Here is a 24322-nt window from a genome sequence, read left to right as displayed (position 1 = left end):
GCATCGCACGCCATTATGTTAAGCTTGTCATTATCATCCCCGCCATCCCATCCAATCGCTTCTTGGTCTTTTCCCACTCCGGCATTACCTGCCCCATGAGCCGGTAGAAGCGTTCGCTATGGTTATGCTCGGCCAGATGGCAAAGCTCATGCAAGATAACGTAATCGATGCACTCCCGGGGGGCTTTCACCAGGTTGGGATTCAGAGTCACCCTCCCATTGGGGGAACAACTTCCCCACTGAGTCTGCATGGTAAGAATGCGCAATGGCGGTGAGTCACTGACCCATAACGCTTGCTCCAGCATAGCGCTCAGCCTTTTGGCGAAGACTTCGCGGGCACGAGCCTTATACCAGTCAGTCAGCAACTTCAGAACCTTTTCAGCGCTCTTATGACGTAAGGTGACTTCCAGCTTGCCACGCAACATTTTTACACCCTGAGCGTCAGAGGGAGCCACTATCACCTTAAGCATGTACTGTTTGCCTAGGTAATAGTGGCTCTCACCGCTGATATACTGTCGTGGCGTGATATATTCCAGCTGCTTACGGAAATCCCTCAGCTGCTGATAGATCCAGCGCCCACGCTTTTCAACAGCATTCAGAATCTGTTGGTCATCGGTATCCTGCGGCGCGGATACCACAACCCGGCAGTCAGGGTGAATTTTTATCAGAATGCGCCCATTCACCAACGGTCGGGGCTTACGCTCGAAGGTAATGCGTTCATCACCGTAAATGAAGCTCATTACTCTTTTGTCCACGATTTACACTCCGCTCAGCCCTACACGGGTAATCTGGACAATCATTTCCACAATTTTTTTCGCCTGATCCATCCCGCCACCAATTGCCTTACACTCTTTAAACATCATCGGTAGAAGCTTCTTGCGGATATCAGCCTCGATATTTTGCGGATTGATCGAGTTCTCAGCCACAGAGATATCAACAGCCTGGTCTACTTCAAAAGCAAGCTTCACCCATTTATCGATAACCTGAGAATCGGTAACGGCAAAAACCTCCGGCAGCACTTTTTTGTACACTCCGAAGTAAGCCTGCGCATGGTGATTACCAGCAAACACGTCGGGTATTTCGTTCAACCGCCGATCCTGTACTTGTTCCTCAAACTCACGAAATAGCATGTACTGCTTGAGAGGGTGATCAAACAGTTTTTCCGCCTCTTCAATAGCCAGACGCAGTAACTTCGAGAAGGCTTCCTGGGCATAAGGATCATCACGTAAATCCTGCTCAATCATGCGGGTTACGCGGGTTTTGATAATATCCGTTTCGTTGCGGGTTTTATCCTCGCTCCACTCTTCGGGCCGCTGTCCCATTTTGCTGACTTCATACACTCCATCAGGCTCGCGGACTTCTACGCCAACAACATGTTTATCCAGCAGCTTTTTAACCTGTTCCGTGTACTGATCATAATCTACCGTCTCACCGGCATCCTGCTTCACCAGCTGGCGCAAGCTGGTAAATTGCCTCAGCGTCTCTTTATAGTGCTGGCGATCCTCTTCGCTGAAACTCTTATCCTCAAAGAAGGTTGCCGACTGCAACGCCACTTTCAGGCAGCTGGCAAATTGCGTGAGTGCCTCATAAAAATCTTCACGAACTTTAAGATGAACATCAACCATTTCGCCGTACTTTTCTTCCGTGCGCGGCACCAGCACCTGACGGAGCTGCTCAATATCGTTTTTATTTTTTACACCAGCGAAAATCGCCCACAAATTTTTATACAGCTGGGGAAGGCGCTTGTACTCCGTACTCATCTGGCCGTACAGCCCCACCAAGTCATCAATATCAAATCCGCCCTGCGTGCGGGATGCCAGCTTCTGATAATCCTCAATGGTGGTATCCAGCTCTTTGAGGATGCCCCTATAATCGATTAACAGACCAAATTTCTTCTTAGGATGAAGGCGGTTAACGCGGGCTATTGCCTGAATCAGGTTATGCCCTTTAAGCGGCTTATCGATGTAAAGCACGGCATTTTTGGGTTCATCAAAGCCGGTAAGTAACTTATCGACCACAATCAGTAGCTTCAGCGAATCATCTTTATCAAAACGTTCGATGACATTGCGCGTATAAACCTGCTCATCCTGAGAGCCGACGTTATCTTTCCACCATTTGGTCACATCAGGGATACCAGATTCATCCACCTCGGTATTCCCCTCACGCGTGTCAGGCGAACTGATCACCACGGCAGACTCAAACAGCCCGGCTTCATCAAGATACTTTTTGTATTTGATTGCTGCTGCTTTACTGTCACAGGCGAGTTGCCCTTTCAAGCCATCATCGATGTTTTTGACAAAATGGTTGGCGATATCCAGTGCAATAAGGTGGATGCGATCGTCAGCATTATAAACCTGCCCTTTATTAGCAAACTTGCGCTTTAAATCGGCTTTCTGTTTATCCGTTAATCCCTCGGTGATACGGTCAAACCAGCTATCTATCGCTCGTTCATTAACGTTCAGCTCGGGCGGGCGCTCCTCGTAAAGAAGCGGGGTTACGGTCTTGTCCTCCACCGCACGCTGCATGGTGTAAGCATGAACGATGGGACCAAATTTATTCGTGGTCTTATCATCTTTCAGCAACGGCGTACCAGTGAAAGCAACAAAGGCTGCGTTGGGTAGAGCTAGCTTCATACGTTGATGACTCTCACCGCCGTGACTGCGGTGGCCTTCATCAATCAGCACAATAATATCGGGGCTGGTATTCACGCACTCGGGCAGGCGGGTGGCCGTGTTAAATTTCTGAATCAACGAGAAGAGAATGCGCTCAGTACCCTTGCCAATCTGTTCGGCCAGACGTCTGCCAGAGGTGGCGATGGCATCGGTTTTATCCCTTTTACCGGCCAGTTCCCCGGTTGAGATAAAGGTGCGACTGAGCTGGTTTTCCAAATCGACACGATCGGTCACCACGACGATGCGACACTGCTTGAGCGTTTCACTCAGAATCAGCGCTTTGCTCAGGAAAACCATCGTCAGTGATTTACCCGAACCTGTGGTATGCCAGATGACCCCACCGTTGCGGCTGCCATCAGGGTTCTTCGTTTCGATACGCTGTAGCAGCCGTTTGATACTGAATACCTGCTGATATCGGGCAATGACCTTACCGGCTTTCTTATCAAACAGCGTGAAGAAACGAGCCATATCCAGTAGACGTTCAGGTAAAAGCAGACTGATAAGCAGCTGGTCCTGGCCCGTTATAGCCAAATCGCCCGTTGTTGTCAGATTTTGATACCATTCCAGGCAGGCAACCGGACGATGGCTGAAGATTGACTCCATCTGCTGTGCTGTGAGCTTGCGGTTTTTGACGGCAAGCATCTCCAGATCGGAGATATCTTCTTCCCGCCATGTCGCCCAAAACTTAGTCGGTGTTCCGCAAGTCCCGTAACGTCCATCATGGCCGTTTATCGACAGTAAGATCTGGCTGTAGGCAAACAGTCGTGGAATTTCATCATGACGCTGGTTTCGCAGACTTTGAGAGATCCCCTCGTCAATAGTCGGCCCTTTTTTAGCATTGCCGTCCGGGCGCTTAGCCTCGATAACGACCAGCGGAATACCATTCACAAAGCAGACAATATCGGGCCTGCGTGCCTCAATGCCGTTAGCGCGTGTCACGCTGAACTCTTCGGTGAAAACAAAGCTGTTGTTATGCGGGTTGTTCCAGTCGATCAACGAGATTGTTGGGTTCGCCCGTTTGCCATCGATAAACTCCGTCACTGAAATGCCGTACAACAGGTGGTTGTACAAGTGCTCATTGGCGGTAATCAAACCCTGATTTAATGCCGGACTGTTAATCTCCGCCACCAGGCTATCAATCGCTTTTTCAGAAATGGCATGCTCTTTACCGGCAAAGATAAACGTCCTCTTGGCTAACTGTTCACGCAAAATCTGGTTTAGGACCACCTGATCTACCTTGCCTGCTCGCGCAGACAAGGCTTGCTGAGGTGAAATATAGGTCCAGCCTAAATTACTCAAAAGAGCCAGCGCCGGAAGCTTGGCGCTGTACTCTTCCTGGAATTTTGGCGCGATTTGCATGCTCATGATGTTCCCTTATCTTTATCGGCTTTCCAGTGCAGTAGCTCGGTAATATCCTTTTCACCCTCGGCCTCTTTTAACAAACGCCGCTGCTCCGCAAATCGTGCATATTCACCCTGAGCTTTTTCATCTGCCATTTTCTTACTGACAGTGCCAGCGCCCTGTAGCACATTGCGGTCGTTGAACTGCAGGAATTGATCCAGCTTCTCCTGCCAGTCCTGCAAAAAAACCTGCTGACGTCGCAGCGCCTGATCTTCGGCATAGTCCAGCCACATATTCACTACACGGTTCAGCTCACTGACCTCTTTTTGGGTCAGGTAATTCTTAGCAACCGTGACATCGCCTTTTCGCACGTCATTGCCTTTATAGCTGGTGAGCCCCATATGAGGCTGGCTGGCATCTACCCGCTGGTGGATCAGCTCAGCGGCTGTACGCCCAGTGCAGGCAAAGTGCAGTTTGTTCTGGATGGTTTGAAAGAAGAGGGTGGTCTCTTTCAGAGTCGGCTGATAATCAGCAGCCAGCGCGAAAATCTCCCGCACACGCAGATAGACGCGCCGCTCGCTGGCACGAATATCTCGGATACGTTCCAGCATCTCGTCAAAGTAGTCGGGCACCACAGAAGAGCCAACGGGCGGATTCTTCAGCCGCTCGTCATCCATCACAAACCCTTTAATCAGATATTCCTGTAGGGTTTGCGTGGCCCACTGGCGGAATTGAGTCCCCCGGACTGAGCGGACACGATAGCCAACAGCCAGTATGGCTTCGAGGCTGTAGTGCTCTATCTCTCTGGAAACCTGACGTTTTCCTTCCTGGCGAACTATCCGGAATTTCCGGATAGTTGAATTTTGACCAAGTTCGCCTTCTGAAAAGATGTTGATCAGGTGCTCGTTGATGGTACGAACATCCTTATCATATAGCTCAGCCATGGATGCCTGAGTGAGCCAAAGCGTATCTGACTGAAAGCGACACTCAACGCGTGCACGGCCATCTTCGCTTTGAAACAGCAGGAATTCACCTGCCGGGGGGTGAGGTAAGTGTTTATCAGTCATGCGGCCTCCACCTTTACCCGGCATTTACCGGTAAGCAGTTGCTGCATTAGGGCTTTTTTTTCTTGTTTTAGGTGGTTGAGTTTTTGCTGTAGTAATTCAATTTCTTGGTCTGCATTGGAAAGAATTAAAGCGATCTTTTTTTGTTCATCCAAGCTCGGTAATTTAATTTTTAGTTGTTTAATATCATCGCTATTTATAGATTCAAATGTACTACCTTGGGACAATGCACCCCATCGTGGTTCAAACCATAGAAACCACTGATAAAGAAAGTCTTGGCTGAATCCCATCGTCGCCCTGATAGCAGAAATGCCCCTCCCTATGCATGCCTTATGGCTGGATAATGCTACAGTTCCAACTGGTGCCCTGACGCTCAACAAAATATCCCCAACATCACACTCCTTGGTGATTTCGGTTGTAAAAATACGTGGGGCGGATCTTCTACTTTTTATATCAGCATTACCTTGGATCAGCGGAAGTCCATATCCATTCTCATTGTATGCCCCAGATTTTGGCGAGGAGCCCATTTGAACCATAGCTATATCTGACAACTCATGGTGCTTCCATTTTTCAGTAAACCCTGAAAAGCGATCCCTGCCAGTGAGTATTTTTTGCATCAGGGCTTTTTTTTGCTGCTGACGGTTAGCTAGCAGTTTCTCAGCGGTTGCAATAGCCTTATCCCAAGTAGAAAGAATTTGGGCGATTTTTTTTTGCTCAAAAAGAGGGGGGACTGGAACCTGAATTGATTTTACTATTCCAGCACTTAGATTTTCTTGACTACCACTATTAGACATTTCTCGGATATGCTCATACTGGCTTATCAGGAATTGATAGTAATAATCAATTTCATATCCTTCCTTCAGAAGAATTGCTGCACATGCCTGATTAGTTGTTGCCTCTATCCCTAGCTTTGCAACTTGTCCTCGGGTTTTACCTTGCCCATACATTGCCATAAGAATGGTATTTTTGGGAAATAGCTTTGCTGATGAGTTATTTAATCCGTCTACTGTTATCTTCTCTGCAGTATCAAAAATCGTTTTAAATTGGACTTCAGCTGTAGTAACCCAAGGAATATTACCATTCCAATAGGACGCATTTCTACGACTTGGCGTTCCCCCTGAAGAGACTGTAGCGATTTTTTCAATTGTACTTAATTGCCACCCTTCAGGCACCATAACCCAACTCCTCAAGATACTTCACCATCTCCATTTCCAGCTCTGCCATCTGTACTTGCAGTTGCTGACGTTCGGCGCGAACCGCCATCAGATCAATTTCTTCTTCTTCTTCGAAAACATCAACATAACGTGAGATATTCAAGTTGTAGTCGTTATCACGGATCTCCTGCAGGCTAGCAAGATAAGCATATTTTTCGACGTTATCACCTTCACGGTAGGTTTTAACGATTTTGGTAATATTTTCAGGAGTTAGCTGGTTCTGGTTTTTACCCGACTTAAAATCACGGCTGGCATCGATAAACAACACGTTATCGTCGACTTTACTCTTTTTAAATATCAGGATTGCCGCAGGTATACCTGTACCGAAAAACAACTTTTCTGGCAAACCAATCACCGCATCGAGAAGATTTTCGTCTATCAACTTCTGCCGAATTTTTCCTTCGCTGGAGCCACGGAACAACACGCCATGGGGAACCACCACACCCATACGTCCGGTTTTCGGCTTCATGGTTTCGATCATATGCAAGATAAACGCATAATCGCCCTTGGTTTTAGGCGGCAGGCCACGACGAAAACGACTGAACTGGTCGTCAGAAACGTCATCAATTCCCCACTTTTCCAGTGAAAAAGGTGGGTTGGCGGTGACCACATCAAACAGCATCAGGTTGGCATTTTTATCGAGTAGCTTGGGGTTGCGGATCGTGTCACCCCACTCGATTTTGTGGTTATCTTCCCCGTGCAGGAACATGTTCATTTTAGCCAGCGACCAAGTTGAACCAATCGCTTCCTGCCCATAAAGCTCGTAATTCTTACTATGGTATTTCTCAGCAACCCACTTACCACACTTCATCAATAGTGAAGCAGAGCCACAGGTTGGGTCACAGATAGATTCCCCTGGCTGTGGGTCAAGCAACGCCGCGAGCAGATCTGACACTTCGGGTGGCGTATAGTACTCTCCGGCTTTCTGGCCGCTGTTCGCAGCAAACTTGCCGATCAAATATTCATAAGCGTTACCAATTACATCCAAGCCACCAACACGGCTTGGTTTCAAATTCAGCTCTGGATGAGTAAAATCTTCGAGTAACTGCTTCAAGATCAGATTCTTTTGCTTTTCATCACCAAGCTTATTGGTATTAAATGAAATTTCCTGGAACACGCTCTTACTACCATCTTTCAGCTTAGTGCCATTAGCTTCTTCAATTGCGTGTAGAGCTACATCGATACGTTCACCGTTACCCGCCTCACTTCGACGCTTATAAAGAGCATAAAAGCTAGCATCTTTAGGTAGAACAAAGCGTTCGTTCTTCATCATCTCTTCAATCAGCTCCGGTTCATCGCCATATTGGGCTTTGTAGCCATCATAGTGATCCTGCCAGACATCCGAGATATACTTCAAAAACAGCATAGTAAGAATGAAATCTTTGTAAGTATCAGGGCTGATGGTGCCACGGAAAGTGTCACATACGCCCCATAGCACGCGGTTGATGCGGTCCTGATCGATCATATTGCTCATAACAAGTTAATCCTTAAGTAATTTTTGCAAAATACCAAGCTCAAGCTGATGGCGATTTTTCTGTAACTTATTGATAAGTTCATCTTCTTTCTGCCATACACGTTGGAGCTCGATAAGCTGTAATTGAGTTTCAAGAGGCGGAACCGGGATAGCGACATCCAGCAGAGCTGATTTAGTTATTAACTGAATATTGGTGCCACTCCGATGAAACCATTGCTGAATCATCGGATGGTTTAACAGCCAGCACAGGTATTCGGGGACAATCTCACGCTCTTGTCTTCTGAGGCTAACAATCAGGAACTGGCTGGTAGCAACCACAGGAACCTCGCCACGATAGACAACTGCCAGATTACGATTTCCTCTGGCCGCAACGACAATCTCCCCCTGTTCAAGAAATGGGGGAGCGATGCGTTGTTCCCATACAACAGTAGGTAGTGCTTTGTGATCGAACTGCCAGTCCTGATCGAGGTCTTTAATCTGTAACAGACGTACATCCCCTTCAGGGTTAGGCGTGATTGCTCCCCTCAGAGTGTGACCTGAACGGATGCTTGCAATTTGGCCTAACTGTTTTAAAGATGTTGGCATACGGGCCCCTGATTCATTGCACCATCCCTGGCGCATCTATTCTTAAGCGTGGCGATTATAAGTTGTTTTTAAGCCATTGAGAGATATTGTCGGAAAGCCCATACCACGCACCGTCTCTCCGTAAACCAGTGACGAGTAAACCATCATCGTTATCCATAACGGCTTTGAGATAATCGCGAACTTGAGTTGCCGTTTGATCGGTGATGATAATCCAGGTTGATTCGAGAGGATGGCACCAGGTCCCATAGGACTTGATACGCTCAATGAGTGAGGCATAATCTTTCTGCTTCCGCAGATCGTAAGAAATTTGATAAGCTGGCATAGATTTGATCTCCTAATTTAGACGTTTGGGTTTGAGTCAACGCGACAGGCTGCAACCTGTCGCACCTTCATCACTAATCTCTGTAGTTATCGTACAGAGTTAAAAGTGGTGCGGTGAAACTATAATCAAACAAAAAAACAAGAATGTAAACCTAAAAAAATGCAGTAGCAGCTCTACAGAAGGTGATTGGCGTGTTACAGCTGCAAGAAATCAAATGTTTCACGTTTCCATAAACCCTCAATCTATTGATTTTAATCAAAAAAAATACCACTATTGAAAAAATGGAACATTCACAAATTTTTTGTGCGCAGTGACTTTTATGCACTCTTGCTAAATGATCCGTGTAGTATCATTTCACCATTCAACATTGATTCAAGATTATCCCCATACCACTGCATCATCTCCCGTCTTCCCTCCAGGTAATGCGCATGGTTGTACGTGCCGCGAATCGCATTCTTATCCACATGAGCCAGCTGTGTCTCTATCCATGCCGAGTTGAACCCCTGCTCATGCAAGATCGTGCTCATCGTGTGGCGAAAACCGTGCCCTGTCAGCCTTCCCTTATAACCCAGCAGCTCAATCACCTGATTAACGCTTTCCTTTGAAATCGGCTTTGCCCGGTCATTTCTTCCAATAAATACCAACGGATACATTCCGGTAATCGGCTTCAGCGACTGAAACAGCTCCACAACCTGCTCCGACAACGGAACGATATGTGGCCGCTTCATCTTCATCACTTCAGGAGGGATCTCCCAAAGACGCTTCTCAAAGTCGATATCTTCCCAACGTGCAAAACGCAGTTCCTGAGTGCGAACCCCCGTTTGCATGATGATTTGCGTCGCCGTTTTAGTGATCACACTGCCTGTGTACCCGGCCAGATCCCTGATGAAATATGGAAGTTCTTCTGCGGTAAGGAAGGGAAAGTGGGTTTTCTTTGGCGTTGCCAAGGCAGTCGCCAGATCGGGGGCCGGGTTGTATTCCGCACGCCCGGTCACAATGGCATAGCGAAATACCTCACCACAACGCTGGCGTACTTTACGCATCTTCTCCAGCGCACCGCGTTTCTCCAAGCGCCGGAGCGTTTCGAGCAGCTCCATTGGCTTAATCTCAGCAATCGGGCGTCGACCAAGGTAAGGGAATATGTCCTTCTCGAAGGTATCAATGATTTCATCGCGATAACGTAAAGACCAACGATCAGCCTTTTGCTTATGCCACTCGCGGGCGATAGCCTCAAACGTGTTTTCAGAAGAGAGTTTTTGCGCCAGCTTATCCGCCTTCTTCACCTCACCAGGATCGCCCCCTGCAGCCAAGACTTTACGCGCCTCGTCTCTCTTTTGGCGTGCATCAGCTAAAGAGACATCCGGATAAACGCCGATCGATAGCATCTTTTCCTTGCCGACAAAACGGTACTTCAGTCGCCAGTATTTTGAGCCATTCGGTTTAACCAACAGATACATGCCGCCCCCGTCAGTTAGCTTGTAAGCCTTATCTATCGGCTTAGCCGTTTTCACCTTAATGTCCGTTAGTGGCATAGCATCTCCATTGAAAATATAAGCAGCGCGGCGTATGTGTGGCACAGCCAAGTTAGAGGAATAAGGGGTTACCGCATAGCCTGGGGGTGCCAAAAAACAGCATACAATTTTACACCCCCTAAAGCACCCCCAAAGTTTTATTGATGCAGGTAGAATCAGGTTGAGCTCCGGAGACAATAATGAGCATTTAATTCAGTAATTACGGGGGTTTTGTTGAGTTTAGTAGAGTGTGGGAGACACTGATTGGCGGAAGATCACAGGAGTCGAACCTGCCAGGGACCGCTGGCGGCCCCATCTGGATTTGAAGTCCAGCCGCCCCACCGGGGACGATGATCTTCCATTTGGAAGAATGGTGTAAGGCGGTGATTATAGCTTGTTTATTGTATGGTGCTAGCCATTCAATAAACATGATGAATAATCCCCTCAAGTAAGAGTGGGATGAGACATTATTGAGAGTACCGAATCAGTTAATAGCTCACTTCGCCATATTTATCGCGGTGTTCTTTCGGGGTAATGGAATAGCCTTTTTTGAATACCGAATAGAAGTATTGTAGCGATGGATAGCCGCACATTTGCGATATTTCATTGATAGGCAAGGAAGTGGCAGCCAATAAGTTACGCGCCCGATCAAGCTTTTCTTCATGAATTACGCCATGAATGGTCTGCCCAATGTCATCCTTAAAGCGCTTTTCCAGATTTGAGCGCGACATTCCTACCGCATCTAATACCTGCTCAACCTTAATCCCCTTACAAGCATGATGGCGAATATAATGCATCGCCTGAATCACTGCCGGATCACGTAGCGAGCGGAAATCGGTTGAGCGGCGGGCCATGACTTTAACCGGTGGCACCAGAATGCGCTGTAATGGCGCTGTCTCTTGTTGTTTCTGACGCTGATTAAGGCGTTGATGCAACAACTTAGCTGCCCGATAGCCCATCTGCCGGGTTCCCTGCACCACCGAAGAGAGTGCCACCCTCGATAAATAGCGGGTTAACTCTTCATTATCAATACCAATAACACTCAGCTTCTCGGGTACCGCAATATCCAGATGCTCGCACACTTGGAGCAAATGTCGCGCTCGCGCATCCGTCACAGCAATAATCCCGGTCTGGTGTGGTAAGGTCTGCACCCAGTCCGCCAGGCGGTTCTGGGTGTATTGCCAGTTAGCCGGCGCGGTAGCCATTCCTTGATAAACCACCCCTTGGTATTGCTCCGCCGCCACTAACTGTCGGAAAGCATATTCTCGCTCCTGCGCCCAGCGCTTATCACTGCTGGCAGGCAGTCCGTAGAAAGCAAAACGATTTAAACCCTTTTCTTTCAAGTGCATAAAAGCAGCCTCAACCAGCGCTGCATTATCCGTCGCAATATAATCGACCGGCGGATAATCTGCCGGTTGATGATAAGAGCCCCCCACGCCAATAATCGGAACATCTACATTCGCCAGTAATTGCTCTATCTGCCGATCATCAAAATCAGCAATAACACCGTCACCCAGCCAATCTCGAATGTTATCGATACGGCAACGAAAATCCTCTTCAATAAAAATATCCCAATCACATTGTGAAGCTTGCAAATACTCACCGACCCCTTCCACCACTTGCCGGTCGTATACTTTGTTAGCGTTAAACAGCAAGGTTATCCGGTAGCGTTTCTCAAACATGGGAATGGCTCCTGAAATAGGTGGGATATCAAGACTCAATAAGCAGAGAGATCAACGCAGTATGGCATTGATCTCTTTGCAAAAAGATAGGGTTAAACCCGGCGTTTGGTCGCGGAATCCATCCATACAGCCAGCAACAAAATCGCACCTTTGACAATGTACTGCCAGAAAGTCGGCACATCCAGCATGCTCATCCCATTGTCGAGAGAAGCCATAATAAATGCGCCCATCACCGCACCAGCAACACTGCCGATACCCCCTGCAAGGCTGGTACCACCAATCACACAAGCTGCGATGGCATCCAATTCGGCAATATTACCCGCAGAAGGTGAACCCGCCCCTAGGCGGGAGCTAAGAATCAGACCGGCTATTGCCACCATCAATCCATTGATAGCAAATACCGCCAGTTTGGTGCGTTCTACGTTGACCCCAGATAAACGGGCTGCATCGATATTGCCGCCAATGGCGTAGATCCGGCGACCAAAAGCAGTCCGGGTAGCCATAAATATACCGGCCAGCATCAGCGCCGTAAGAATTAATACCGGGGTAGGGACACCACGATAATCATTCAATAAATATATAGCCCCAAGAACTATTACAGCAGTAATAGATTGGCGAGTAACATCTCCCTGGGGTGCAGCAACCGGCAAACCCAGCCGAATACGGTGACTACGCCGACGCCATTGCCAGGCCACAAACAACATCAGGCCAATCGCCCCGATACCAAAACCGAATCCATTAGGCAGGTAGCTTTGACCGATTTGTGACATCGCATTACTGGTTGGCGATACCGTGGTGCCGTTGGTGATACCGATTAAGATGCCACGGAAAGCCAGCATTCCGGCAAGGGTGACAATAAATGAAGGAACTTTGCGATAGGCAACCCACCAACCGTTCCATGCCCCCAGCACCAGCCCCAAGCCTAGCGTAACCACAATGGTTAACGGCAACGGCCAGCCAAGCCACACATCAAAAATCGCGGCCACACCGCCCAGCAACCCCATCATCGAACCGACCGACAGATCAATTTCCGCTGAGATAATGACAAACACCATCCCCACCGCCAAGATGCCAGTGATCGCCGTTTGGCGCAGAAGATTCGAGATATTTCTGGCGCTGAGATAGGCCCCTTCAGTGGTAAAAGTGAAAAACAGCATAATAATGGCAATAGCGGCCAACATGACAAAAACTTGCAAATTAACTGATTTTAGCCGAAATAGTGGCTTTTTAACGCCATTTTCTGGTGTATTCAGTTCAGACTGATTAGCTTGCGACATGGGTTTCACTCCTGAGTGCGGCTTCCATGACCTTTTCTTGGGTCAGGTTATGGTTAATGAGATCAGCTTTGATGCGCCCCTGATGCATGACCAACACCCGATCACTTAATCCCAAAACCTCCGGCAATTCAGAGGAAATCACAATGACCGCAATTCCCTGCTGGACCAATTGATTGATAAGTTTATAGATTTCATATTTTGCGCCGATGTCTATACCACGAGTTGGCTCATCGAGAATCAAAATTTTCGGGTTCAGTAACAGGCATTTAGCCAGAATCGCTTTTTGCTGATTACCACCGCTAAGGCGGGCAATCGCCAGCTCTGATGAAGAGGTTTTGACCTTTAACCGCGCCAGAGACTGCGCAATGGTGGATTGTTCTTTGGCATCATCCAGCATGCTAAAAGCACCGGTAAAATCATCCAAGGCCGCCAGTGTGATATTCGCGCCCACCCCCATCACCGGTACGATGCCGTCTTTTTTGCGATCTTCTGGCACCATCGCAATGCCCAGTTTCATCGCCTGCTGACACGTGTTGATGGCCACCGGTTTACCATCAATAAAAATATCTCCCTGCCAACGGCCCGGATAGACGCCGAACAGACATTGCACTGTTTCAGTTCGACCTGAGCCTACCAGCCCGGCAACACCTAGAATCTCGCCACGTTTCAACACGAAAGAGACCTCATCGACCCGGCGAATATGGCGGTTGACCGGATGCCAGGCACAGAGATTTTCCACCCGTAGAATTTCTTCGCCAATATGGTGGGCTTCATGGGGGTAAAGCTCTTTCAGTTCGCGGCCTACCATCATAGCGATAATGTCATCTTCGCTCATGGTCGCCGCCGGGCGGGTACCAATATGACGACCATCGCGGATCACACAGATATGATCGGATATCGCTTTGACTTCATTCAATTTATGCGAGATATAGATACAGGCAATACCGTGGTTTCGCAGGTCACGGATAATATCCAGCAAAATAGCGGTTTCACTTTCAGTCAGTGAGGCGGTCGGTTCATCTAATACCAGTAGCCGCACTTGTTTATTCAGCGCTTTCGCAATTTCAACGAGCTGTTGCTGCCCAAGGCCCAACTCACCGACGGGGGTGTGAGGATCGACGACCAGTTTGACCTGTGCCAACATCCGCTGGCAGCGTAAATACATGGCATCGTAATCCATAATGCCGAAGCGCCCCCATTCGGAACCGAGGAACATGTTTTCCAGCACCGACATCTGTTTCACTAACGCCAGTTCCTGATGAATTATCGCAATGCCCTTTTGCTCTGTTTCACGAATATTTTTGGCCTGTAACATTTCACCTGAAAAAAATATTTCTCCCTGATAAGAACCGGTGGAATAAATACCACATAACACTTTCATTAGTGTGGATTTTCCCGAACCGTTTTCACCGCATAACGATAATACTTGTCCGGCCTCTAATGTCAGGCTGATATTATCTACGGCTTTAACCACACCGAATTGCTTAGTAATATTTTTCATTTCTAGCAGGTAGGGCATAACCCCTCCTTAATACTGCTGATTTTATAGCATTGCGGCTACATTAAATAACGGCCATGTTAATAAATTAAATAACTGGCCGTTTATTACAAAGTCTAATCAGCAATATGCCAATCAATAAACATCTGCTTTTTTGTGGAATCCGTCGGCTATGATAGTGCTATCAATATTGCTTTTATCAACTTGAATCGGTGTTAATAAATAAGCAGGAACATCTTTTATACCATTATTTAATTTACTGTTGGCTTTTGGTTCCTCACCTTTACCCAGGGTGACTGCAATTTCTGCCGCATCATTGGCTAATTTACTGATTGGTTTATATACGGTCATGGTTTGCGTACCCGCAACAATTCGTTTTATTGCAGCCAAATCAGCATCCTGACCGGAAATAGCTACCTTCCCTGCCAACCCTTGTGCGGCTAACGCCTGAATTGCCCCGCCAGCAGTTGCATCATTGGATGCCACCACAGCATCAATCTTGTTATTGTTGGCAGTGAGTGCATTCTCCATAATTTTCAAGGCATTTTCTGGTAACCAGGCATCAACCCACTGATCACCGACAATTTTTATTTTCCCCTCTTTTATCAGTGGATTAAGCACTGTCATTTGCCCTTGGCGGAACAACTTGGCATTGTTGTCGACGGGTGACCCCCCCATCAGGAAGTAATTGCCTTGCGGCACCCGCTCAACCAGGCTTTTCGCCTGCAACTCACCCACTTTTTCATTATCAAATGAGATATAAAAATCAATATCAGCGTTATTTATCATACGATCATACGCTAATACCTTTATCCCTTCCCGTTTAGCCTCGGCGATAACGTTACTTAATACTTGACCGTTATAGGGAATAATAACTAACACATCAACGCCGCGATTAATCATATTTTCTATTTGCGACATCTGTGTTTCTTCATTGCCATTTGCAGATTGCACAAATACTTTAGCGCCAAGTGATTCAGCTTTGTTAACAAAAATGTCGCGGTCTTTCTGCCAACGTTCCAGGCGGAGATCATCTATCGCCATACCGATTTTAATTTCTTTACTAAATCCGGGCTGGCTAATCATCACCAGAACGGCACATGCGGAGAGTAAAATGTTCTTAAATTTCATCTTTCGGTACCTTTCTTATTGTGCAAGCAGGGTAAGAGAAACGGTAAACATCGACTGCAATAGGGATTGTTGACGCTTATTTGCACATCGGCAATTACAGATTTTCATCCGCCAATTATGTTTTTTGGTTTAATGTTAATTTTATGATAACGATCATGTTTTCTTCCTCATAAAATGCATAATTCCATTACGGGATGTTATCCGTGTAATGAATATCTAAGCATTTTTTATAATTAAGCGGTTATTTATGAGATCTACACCACAATTAATAATTCTCTGAATTTAAGTGTGAAATAACGTAATTGAGAGAATCGCTAACAACTCCGAAGATAAAAGCTCATCAGCCCGGCAAAAGCGGGGCCAGCTTCCAAGGAGTATTGCATGCAATCTTATTTTGATGAATTAGAACAAGTGCGTTACGAAGGCAGCCAGAGCGCTAACCCGCTGGCATTTCATCACTACAACCCGGATGAAATTATTCTTGGCAAGCGAATGGCCGACCACCTCCGGTTTGCGGCCTGTTATTGGCATACCTTCTGCTGGGGCGGGGCCGATATGTTTGGCGGCAATGCCTTTGATCGCCCGTGGCAGCATCCGGGGGATGCACTGGCTCTGGCAAAACGCAAAGCCGATGTCGCATTTGAATTCTTTCATAAACTGAATGTGCCTTATTACTGCTTCCATGATATCGATGTCTCGCCAGAAGGCGCGTCAATGAAAGAGTATCTTAATAATTTTGCCGTAATGACCGAGGTATTGGCCGAGAAACAAGAGAGCAGCGGCGTAAAATTATTATGGGGTACAGCTAACTGCTTTACCCATCCACGCTATGGCGCAGGGGCAGCCACTAACCCTGATCCAGAAGTCTTTAGTTGGGCTGCAACTCAAGTCTTTACTGCCATGAATGCCACCAAAAAACTCGGCGGTGAAAACTATGTGTTATGGGGCGGGCGTGAGGGCTACGAAACACTGTTAAACACCGATTTGCGCCAGGAACGCGAGCAGATTGGCCGCTTTATGCAGATGGTGGTGGAGCACAAACATAAAACCGGTTTCCAGGGCACGCTATTAATTGAACCTAAGCCACAGGAGCCCACCAAGCATCAGTACGACTATGACGTGGCTACCGTTTATGGCTTCCTCAAGCAGTTTGGGCTGGAAAAAGAGATTAAAGTGAATATTGAGGCCAACCATGCCACATTGGCGGGCCACTCGTTCCATCACGAAATCGCCAGTGCTATTGCCTTAGGTATTTTCGGTTCAGTAGATGCTAACCGTGGTGATCCACAGTTGGGCTGGGATACCGATCAGTTTCCAAACAGTGTAGAAGAGAATGCATTGGTGATGTTTGAGATCCTCAAAGCGGGTGGTTTTACTACCGGTGGGCTGAACTTTGATGCAAAAGTACGCCGCCAAAGTACCGATAAATATGACCTGTTCTATGGCCATATTGGGGCGATGGATACCATGGCGCTGGCACTGAAAGTTGCCGCCAAAATGATTGAAGATGGTCAGTTGGATCAACGCGTTGCCAAGCGCTATGCCGGTTGGAATACTGAGATGGGTCAGCAAATTCTGCAAGGTAAACTGTCGCTGGAAGAGCTGGCACGCTATGCCGAACAGCATAACCTGAACCCGCAACATCAGAGTGGTCATCAGGAGCAGTTAGAAAATCTGGTTAACCGCTATTTATTCGGCTGATGTTTAAGATGGGGCACCCGCTGCCCCAATCTCACCTATAAGGAAGGTATATGTACCTTGGCATCGACTTGGGCACCTCCGGCGTCAAAGCAATTCTACTGGCCGAAAACGGGCAAGTAGTTGCGAGCCAAAGTGCCGCTTTATCCGTCTCGCGCCCACGCCCGTTGTGGTCGGAACAAAACCCGGCTGACTGGTGGCAGGCAACCGATCAGGCCATGCAGGCTCTGGCCGCAGCACATGATTTGCAGCAGGTAAAAGCCCTTGGGTTAACCGGGCAAATGCACGGCGCAACCTTACTGGATAAACAACATCAGGTGCTGCGCCCAGCCATTCTATGGAATGATGGCCGCAGTTTCGCCCAATGTCAGGCACTGGAGCAAGCAGTACCCGAGTCGCGCCAGATTACAGGTAATCTAATGATGCCCGGGTTTACCGCACCAAAACTGAAATGGCTGGCTGAGCATGAGCCAGATATTTTTAGTCGTATTGATAAGGTACTGTTACCAAAAGATTATCTTCGCTTTCTGATCAGTGGTGATTTCGCCAGCGATATGTCCGATGCCGCCGGTACTATGTGGCTGGATGTCGCGCAGCGTGACTGGAGTGATGAGATGCTGGCCGCCTGCGGTTTAAACCGCCAGCACATGCCAGCACTGTTTGAAGGCAGCCAGATTACCGGCCATGTCAGTACAGCTATTGCCCACCGCTGGGGTATCAACACCATACCGGTAGTGGCCGGAGGTGGTGATAATGCTGCCGGTGCTATTGGTGTTGGTCTGTATCAGACCGGACAGGCGATGTTGTCGCTGGGTACCTCCGGCGTCTATTTTGCCGTCAGTGACGGCTTTCTCAGCAACCCCGCCAGCGCAGTTCATAGTTTTTGCCATGCATTACCAAATACCTGGCACCTGATGTCAGTGATGCTAAGTGCCGCATCCTGTCTTGACTGGGCTTGCCAACTCACCGGCGTCGATAATGTTCCTGCACTGATAGCAGAAGTGGAGAAAGCACCGCCAGCGGCTACCCCGGTATGGTTCTTACCCTACCTTTCTGGCGAACGGACGCCCCATAATAACCCTAATGCTAAAGGGGCATTCTGGGGCTTTACCCACCAACATGGCAGGGCAGATTTAGCCCGTGCGGTGTTAGAAGGGGTGGGATTTGCTTTAGCTGATGGGATGGACGCGGTGCATGCCAGCGGATTGCAGCCGACATCAGTCACATTGATTGGCGGGGGGGCTCGCAGTGCCTATTGGCGGCAAATGTTGGCTGATATCAGTGGCCAAACGCTGGAATATCGTACCGGGGGGGATATCGGCCCAGCGTTGGGCGCAGCCCGGTTGGCTCAAATTGCACTGAACCCAGAAACGCCATTAGCAGACTTATTACCTGAACTGATATTGGAACAAACCCATTTACCTGATACCGATCGCCATCACTATTACACTGCTCAACGGACAATCTTCAAAAAGCTCTATCAGCAATTACTGCCGTTATGTGAGTAAATAACACCTCAGGGCTGGCGAGTAATATCCCTCAGCCCTGAGCGTATTAGTAATAGTTGATTTTCACGATGGCTGTGGCATCAAATTGACCTAATTTCACTGATTGCCCGGCAATAGCATTCAGGCTGGCAGTATAATTTTTTGTCACCTGAGTCACATCGTTCAACTGCGCGAACTCGTTATAACGGTTATATACAATCGCCTGACTGGCATCATTATAAATCGTCAATTTCGTGCCGTTTTGCATATCAATGGCATTATCACCCACTAACGGATTCGTGGTTGAGAACTGCGCCTGAATAGAAAAATTGGACAAGCAACCTTGTTTGACTGCGGTAATGGAAAACGGCTGACTAATATTATTGCCGCTATTTTGTAGTAGCGCTTTATTGAATACGCCAAAATTCACGATTTGTGATTCTGGATATACCACCAAGTCCGCACCGCAGGCAATAAACCGTACTCCCGTTAACCCTGATAAGGCATAACGCAAGTTCTTTGCCCCAGGGGTCAGATTCAGCCCAGTTGAACCATCAAGTTGGAATACCGTGAAGTTATCTGCACCCACATAATAACCGCTCGAAGGTGGGTTACCGGTCACTTTAATATATAGCCGGAAAGTCACCGTAACGGTAACATTTTGCCCTTTAGCTATCGGAGAGGAATTGGTATTTAAACGGGCCGCGTTAGTTTCTAAATCCTGCCCATTATAACTGACACCTAATTGCAACCCCTGCCCCAACGATTGATGTAGCGGGTTAAAATAGAACCACACTTGGTCAATCGTCGAGCCTAATACGTTATCGCAATAGGCTGTAACAGTAATATCGTTCGATTCCCAGACTTTCGTCCCTGCCGCAACGTTCGATGGTATCGCTAATTGCCCGATAGGTATTGCAGGTTTAATCACAATACCGGTTCCCTTTTCAACACAATCAAGGGCATAGGCCGCCTGCGATAACAGCAGCGCCACCAATAAAATAACTACCGAGCCACCCATCCGGCCCATTTTATTTAACATAGCATGAGTCATTGTCATTCCTTTACCGGTACCGGAAGGCTGCGCGCATTACTTTTTCTTTTCCGCAGGTTGAATTTGGCAATCAACAGCCGAGCAGTTAAAAATACGGATGACCATGCCACCAAAATCATCCATATAACCAATGCTATAACGACTGCCACTATAACCTGGCGTCTTGGCAATCTCAGTACCAAAAGGCGCGATCATTAGGCTATCGAAACCGGGGAAATTACCGCGATTATCCTGGCTTAAATACCCTAACGTGATGTAATACGGTGTCGGGTTATGAATTTTCAGGCTTTCACCTTGCTTACTAATCTGTAATTTTTCCTGCCAGATCTCGTTATAATCTGCTTTTATCGCCGTAGGGCGGTAAAATAGCTTCACTCTATTTTGAATCGCAATTTGTACCACGTTGGTCATTTCACTTTTTGGTGGCACTTCCCGCACGTTGAAATAGAATAGCGTCTCGCGATCTGTAGCTAATTTATCAGCATCAGGCAGTTTCATAATGCGCACCTGACTTTTTTGGCCGGCATTAATCCGCTGCATTGGCGGCAAAGCAACCAATGGGTTATCTACTTTCTGGCCAGCGGCATTTTCTAACCATGATTGTGCTAAATAAGGTGATGTTTTACTCTGATTTTGCAAAATAACACTGGCTGATTTATCGCTGCTGTTGAAGATAATCCGTGTCCGGTCAAGATTAATCGCCGCCTCACTGACCATAGTGGTAAGCAATAAGGCAATCCCTACTATGGCATTATTTATCTGCTGGTTCTTCCTAACCAGCATCATGTTATTAAGGTCTTTCATTTTCTGTTCCGCTCTAAATTAGATCGTTATGCTGTGAATAACTGCTTTAAGTAAGCAACAGTTTTGGGTAAAAAATAATTTACGGTCAATAATAGTTTTCGGTCAATAAACTATTTTAATTAATATTTTTCCATATTGCTGCCTAACCTACTGACAAGGAAGTAGAATTTTCCCTGAACTCATGCCGTTATTTTCCGGCAATACTATCTTGCACTGCTTTTTGCCCCACTGAACCGTCAGTTTCCCGGCATCTTCTAAGCCAGCCAAATAGGCCAAGCCACTTTCGCCTAAAATACCTACCTCAGCTCCGGTTTTATCAGCAATAACCGATGACCCAAGTGGTGGGAAACTACCGTCATTGAGGCGGATTATGGCCATAATTTGCTGACCTTTTACTGCCCTAATTTCACGGTAACCAATAGCACCTTCGGTGAGGGTTTTTTGAATAACAGTATTATAGACTTCAATATCTTCCGGCAGGCTTTGCACATCAACCCGAACGTCTGACTGCTGATAACTGGTAACGCCATTTACCACTGCCACACCAAACCGATTGGTAATCGCCGAATTATTATTCAATGACACACCTGAAACATCGCCGGTATCAATCATTATTCTTGGCTCATTACCCGATTTATTCTGGTGAGCTGAAACACCCTTCGCAGTCGCGGTTATCGAGCCATACCAGTTGGTATTCAACGAGTTATATTCATTATTTTTATGGCTGGCATCAACACCAAACTCACCATAAGGGGAGCTATGCTGATAGCCGCCACGGAACACGCCATTGCCTTGCTGTATTTCAGGGCTGGCGCCCCCGGCGCTGACACGCCAGATATTCCTCGGGTCCTGGCTGTTGAAATAGGAGATATTCTGCGAGTAGCCGTTGTTCTTATCACGTTGCGCGTCATAACTGACCTGCTGCCCAACACCAATCGGGACGCTGAATGAGAAGAACACCTGATTTTCGCTTTCATACTGGTATTTCACTTTATTGGCAGAGATTGTCGTCGAAATGCCTTTAAAAGAGCCAATATCAAATATTTTGCTGACAGAAACACCGTAATTATTACTGGATACATCATTCCAGTAAGTTTTATGGGTAGCAGATAAGTACATAGTGATATCCGGCCAGGCCAAATATTGGTTCGCGGTCACGGTGTATGTTTGCTTATCATTTTGTAGATAATTATTGCCATTTAGCCGATCCAAGTACTGGCTCATGCTCATAAAGTTCTTTTCGGAAAAACGGTATCCGGCAAAGGTAATCTGGCTATTAGTCTGGTCAAAACGCTTGGAATAGTTAACCCGGTAGCTTTCACCGCTCTGCTTCCCTTCATGCGGTAACTGAGAGCGGGAATGTGTAACATCGACAGACAGCGCGCCGAAATCATGTAAGTTTTGCCCAGCACCCATGGCTATCGCGGTGTAGTCCTGTGACGTCGCAATCACTCCGCCATACAAGGAAACATCATTAAATGCCCCCCATGAAAACTCACCATTAAAGAAAGTCGGATCACTCACCGCGTTATTGCTGCCCTGCATCGGACGGCCCAAAGCCGTTTTATAGCGGATGGCGCCTTTGCGGGTTAAAAATGGTACGGTTGCGGCGCTAACCTGGAAAGTGGTTACACGACCATCTTCCTCTTCCACGCGGACATCAATATTGCCCTGTACCGCCTCACTAATATCCTGAATAACAAACGGCCCCGGAGCAACGTTGGTTTGGTAAAGGGTACGGCCATTCTGGCTCAGAATGACTCTGGCATTGGTGCGAGCAATGCCGATCACTTGCGGTGCATAGCCACGCAGTGTCGGTGGCAACATCCGCTCATCACTGGAAAGTGATGCCCCCAGAAAACGAAATGAATCGAAAATACTGGAGCTGAGATAGGTTTGACCACCAATAAATTTAGCCCCTATCGCTGGGATAGCCCGAAATGCATACACTTGTGACCAGTCAAAATTACTGTAGTGCGAGCCTTCTGTTTCATTATTGATATATTGGTAATCAGCACGGATACGCCATGGCCCCATATTGGCGCCCGCAGTTCCGTAGCTGCTAAAATTAGTGCTACTACTACCACTTTTCGGCGCATAGCGATTACCAAACAGGTTGTAATCCAATATAGCGCCAGGAATACCATCATCCCATTGAGAAGGCGGCACCCAATTAGGATCACTGTAAGCTAACCATGCTTGTGGAATAGAGATAATTAAATATTGTTTTTCTTTATCGTAATTTGCCGTAATCTCTTCTTTTTGATCAATAGAGACACACTTGCCATCATTCCATAATGTCAGCGACTCACGCACAGCCGGAGCTAACCCCAGCAGATCAACTAAATCTGGTGACAGGCATAATTTAGTTAATTTCCCATCATCGACAGGTAAATAGGGTACCAGGTAGCGCTCAGGTAACAGCCGGCCATTAATCAGGACATCAAGCAGATAATCACCCGGAGGGGTATAATCATCAACCTCAAAACGAGACAGATCGATATTACTGCGATCTTTTGCATCGATAATATTGGTATTAAACTCTACTGCTGCAGCCATTCCAGGCAATAATAAACTTAAACCTGCCAATGTTAATATTTGCACCATTCGAAAGATCATTTCTTTTCTTCTAGATTTATATTGCATAAATAAATCACTGTCTTATGGCAAAGTATTAATAAAGGGGAGTCTCCTCCCCTTAAATTGAAGCTACATACGCCGCTGTAACGTCAAATAAGCAGGGTATGACCCAAAGTAATTGGTGTTTCAGCAAAGCAGCAAACAAGTGCCGCTAATGCTGCTGCAACGCCAAGTACGAAGGATAATTTTATTTATAGTTCAGCGCGTAAGTAGCCTGGGACACGATAGTACCGGTTGTTACAGGTGCGCCAGTTGCTTCAACGCGAGCTGCGAATACTATCTGATTCGGGCCAGTTACCAGATTAACATCAGCACCGGTATCACCCACTTTCAGCAATGCACCGTTAGTGTCGATCAGACGAATACCTGCACCACCTGCGCTACCGGTGTTTGCCAGCAATGCTGGAGAGGTTGCATCAGAAACGCCGCCGAAAGTTACGGTAACTTTAGACATTGCAGGGTAAGTTACTGAACCTGCTGTTTGTTCAGTCAGATCACAATCTTGCAGGTCAATGTTGTACTGAACGTTCTGAGAATATTTATTACCGGTTTCCAGTAATTTATTCGCTACCTGACCCATATCTACGCTGATATCAGTAGAGTTCGGCGCGATAGAGCATGGTGCATTAATAACAGTACCGGTAAAATGAATACGGCCATTACCTTCATCTGCAGCAAATGCTTGGGAAATGAAAGCAGAAGATGCCAACGCAATAATCAATGCACTTTTCTTAAAATTAGACATATTAAAAAACCTTTATTTAGACACCATATTTAAAGAATACGCTGATGGAATACCATCAACGGCTCACGTCATTACCGATGGCTATAACAACGATAAAATAAATAAAAACATGAAAGTAAAAATG

The 24322-nt window shown here is 47.0% G+C and carries 18 protein-coding genes and 1 tRNA gene; 2 read left to right on the top strand and 17 right to left on the bottom strand.

What is annotated here, in order from left to right; all coding sequences use genetic code 11:
• Window positions 1-13: 13 nt before the first annotated feature.
• The 13 genes from V1952_RS06000 to xylF form a co-directional block, all read right to left on the bottom strand.
• Window positions 14-739, bottom strand: a complete 726-nt coding sequence (locus V1952_RS06000) for a M48 family metallopeptidase (RefSeq protein ID WP_420074456.1) — start codon at window positions 737-739, stop codon at window positions 14-16.
• 18 nt (window positions 740-757) lie between these two features.
• Entirely contained in the window at window positions 758-4036 is a 3279-nt protein-coding gene (locus tag V1952_RS05995) for a type I restriction endonuclease subunit R (protein ID WP_420074455.1), read from the bottom strand.
• Window positions 4033-5079 carry a virulence RhuM family protein gene (locus V1952_RS05990; protein WP_050880307.1) on the bottom strand — a complete coding sequence of 349 codons (1047 nt, stop codon included), beginning with the start codon at window positions 5077-5079 and terminating at the stop codon, window positions 4033-4035. The genes V1952_RS05995 and V1952_RS05990 overlap by 4 nt, the downstream gene beginning before the upstream one ends.
• Window positions 5076-6251 (bottom strand): restriction endonuclease subunit S, encoded by a 1176-nt coding sequence (locus V1952_RS05985; protein WP_050880308.1) that lies wholly within the window; start codon window positions 6249-6251, stop codon window positions 5076-5078. The genes V1952_RS05990 and V1952_RS05985 overlap by 4 nt, the downstream gene beginning before the upstream one ends.
• On the bottom strand, window positions 6241-7764 hold the full coding sequence (locus V1952_RS05980; RefSeq protein WP_420074454.1) for a type I restriction-modification system subunit M: 1524 nt from the start codon (window positions 7762-7764) through the stop codon (window positions 6241-6243). The genes V1952_RS05985 and V1952_RS05980 overlap by 11 nt, the downstream gene beginning before the upstream one ends.
• 6 nt (window positions 7765-7770) lie before the next feature.
• The gene (locus tag V1952_RS05975; RefSeq protein ID WP_011193315.1) at window positions 7771-8349 is read right to left on the bottom strand and encodes a restriction endonuclease subunit S; all 579 of its coding nucleotides are present in this window, start codon (window positions 8347-8349) and stop codon (window positions 7771-7773) included.
• A 55-nt stretch (window positions 8350-8404) separates the two neighbouring features.
• Window positions 8405-8671 (bottom strand): hypothetical protein, encoded by a 267-nt coding sequence (locus V1952_RS05970; protein WP_012414128.1) that lies wholly within the window; start codon window positions 8669-8671, stop codon window positions 8405-8407.
• A 317-nt stretch (window positions 8672-8988) separates the two neighbouring features.
• Window positions 8989-10203 carry a tyrosine-type recombinase/integrase gene (locus V1952_RS05965; RefSeq protein ID WP_050146002.1) on the bottom strand — a complete coding sequence of 405 codons (1215 nt, stop codon included), beginning with the start codon at window positions 10201-10203 and terminating at the stop codon, window positions 8989-8991.
• 244 nt (window positions 10204-10447) lie between these two features.
• A tRNA-Sec gene (locus tag V1952_RS05960) sits at window positions 10448-10542 on the bottom strand.
• 128 nt (window positions 10543-10670) lie between these two features.
• Window positions 10671-11864 (bottom strand): D-xylose utilization transcriptional activator XylR, encoded by a 1194-nt coding sequence (xylR, locus tag V1952_RS05955; RefSeq protein WP_083161429.1) that lies wholly within the window; start codon window positions 11862-11864, stop codon window positions 10671-10673.
• A gap of 92 nt (window positions 11865-11956) precedes the next feature.
• The gene (gene xylH, locus V1952_RS05950; protein WP_083161431.1) at window positions 11957-13141 is read right to left on the bottom strand and encodes a xylose ABC transporter permease XylH; all 1185 of its coding nucleotides are present in this window, start codon (window positions 13139-13141) and stop codon (window positions 11957-11959) included.
• Window positions 13128-14660 carry a xylose ABC transporter ATP-binding protein gene (locus tag V1952_RS05945; RefSeq protein ID WP_420071841.1) on the bottom strand — a complete coding sequence of 511 codons (1533 nt, stop codon included), beginning with the start codon at window positions 14658-14660 and terminating at the stop codon, window positions 13128-13130. The genes xylH and V1952_RS05945 overlap by 14 nt, the downstream gene beginning before the upstream one ends.
• A 114-nt stretch (window positions 14661-14774) precedes the next feature.
• Complete coding sequence (gene xylF, locus V1952_RS05940; protein ID WP_420074453.1) at window positions 14775-15770, bottom strand: D-xylose ABC transporter substrate-binding protein; 996 nt, start codon at window positions 15768-15770, stop codon at window positions 14775-14777.
• Window positions 15771-16151: 381 nt separating this feature from the next.
• Here xylF and xylA point away from each other — a divergent pair, with 381 nt between their 5' ends.
• Both xylA and xylB read left to right on the top strand, forming a co-directional pair.
• Window positions 16152-17471 carry a xylose isomerase gene (xylA, locus tag V1952_RS05935; protein ID WP_420071843.1) on the top strand — a complete coding sequence of 440 codons (1320 nt, stop codon included), beginning with the start codon at window positions 16152-16154 and terminating at the stop codon, window positions 17469-17471.
• 50 nt (window positions 17472-17521) lie between these two features.
• Window positions 17522-18976 carry a xylulokinase gene (gene xylB, locus V1952_RS05930; protein ID WP_420071844.1) on the top strand — a complete coding sequence of 485 codons (1455 nt, stop codon included), beginning with the start codon at window positions 17522-17524 and terminating at the stop codon, window positions 18974-18976.
• A 46-nt stretch (window positions 18977-19022) separates the two neighbouring features.
• Here xylB and V1952_RS05925 read toward each other — a convergent pair whose 3' ends face one another.
• The 4 genes from V1952_RS05925 to V1952_RS05910 form a co-directional block, all read right to left on the bottom strand.
• Entirely contained in the window at window positions 19023-20009 is a 987-nt protein-coding gene (locus V1952_RS05925; RefSeq protein ID WP_420071845.1) for a fimbrial protein, read from the bottom strand.
• A gap of 36 nt (window positions 20010-20045) precedes the next feature.
• Window positions 20046-20813, bottom strand: a complete 768-nt coding sequence (locus tag V1952_RS05920; RefSeq protein WP_420071846.1) for a molecular chaperone — start codon at window positions 20811-20813, stop codon at window positions 20046-20048.
• 147 nt (window positions 20814-20960) lie between these two features.
• Window positions 20961-23420 (bottom strand): fimbria/pilus outer membrane usher protein, encoded by a 2460-nt coding sequence (locus V1952_RS05915; protein ID WP_420071847.1) that lies wholly within the window; start codon window positions 23418-23420, stop codon window positions 20961-20963.
• Window positions 23421-23640: 220 nt separating this feature from the next.
• Window positions 23641-24198: a fimbrial protein gene (locus tag V1952_RS05910; RefSeq protein ID WP_083161443.1), complete on the bottom strand. Its 558-nt coding sequence runs from the start codon at window positions 24196-24198 to the stop codon at window positions 23641-23643.
• Window positions 24199-24322: the final 124 nt, after the last annotated feature.

This window comes from Yersinia sp. 2542 StPb PI (genome assembly GCF_048593855.1).
Lineage (GTDB): Bacteria > Pseudomonadota > Gammaproteobacteria > Enterobacterales > Enterobacteriaceae > Yersinia > Yersinia enterocolitica_E.
This window is presented reverse-complemented; position numbering and strand designations above follow the sequence as displayed.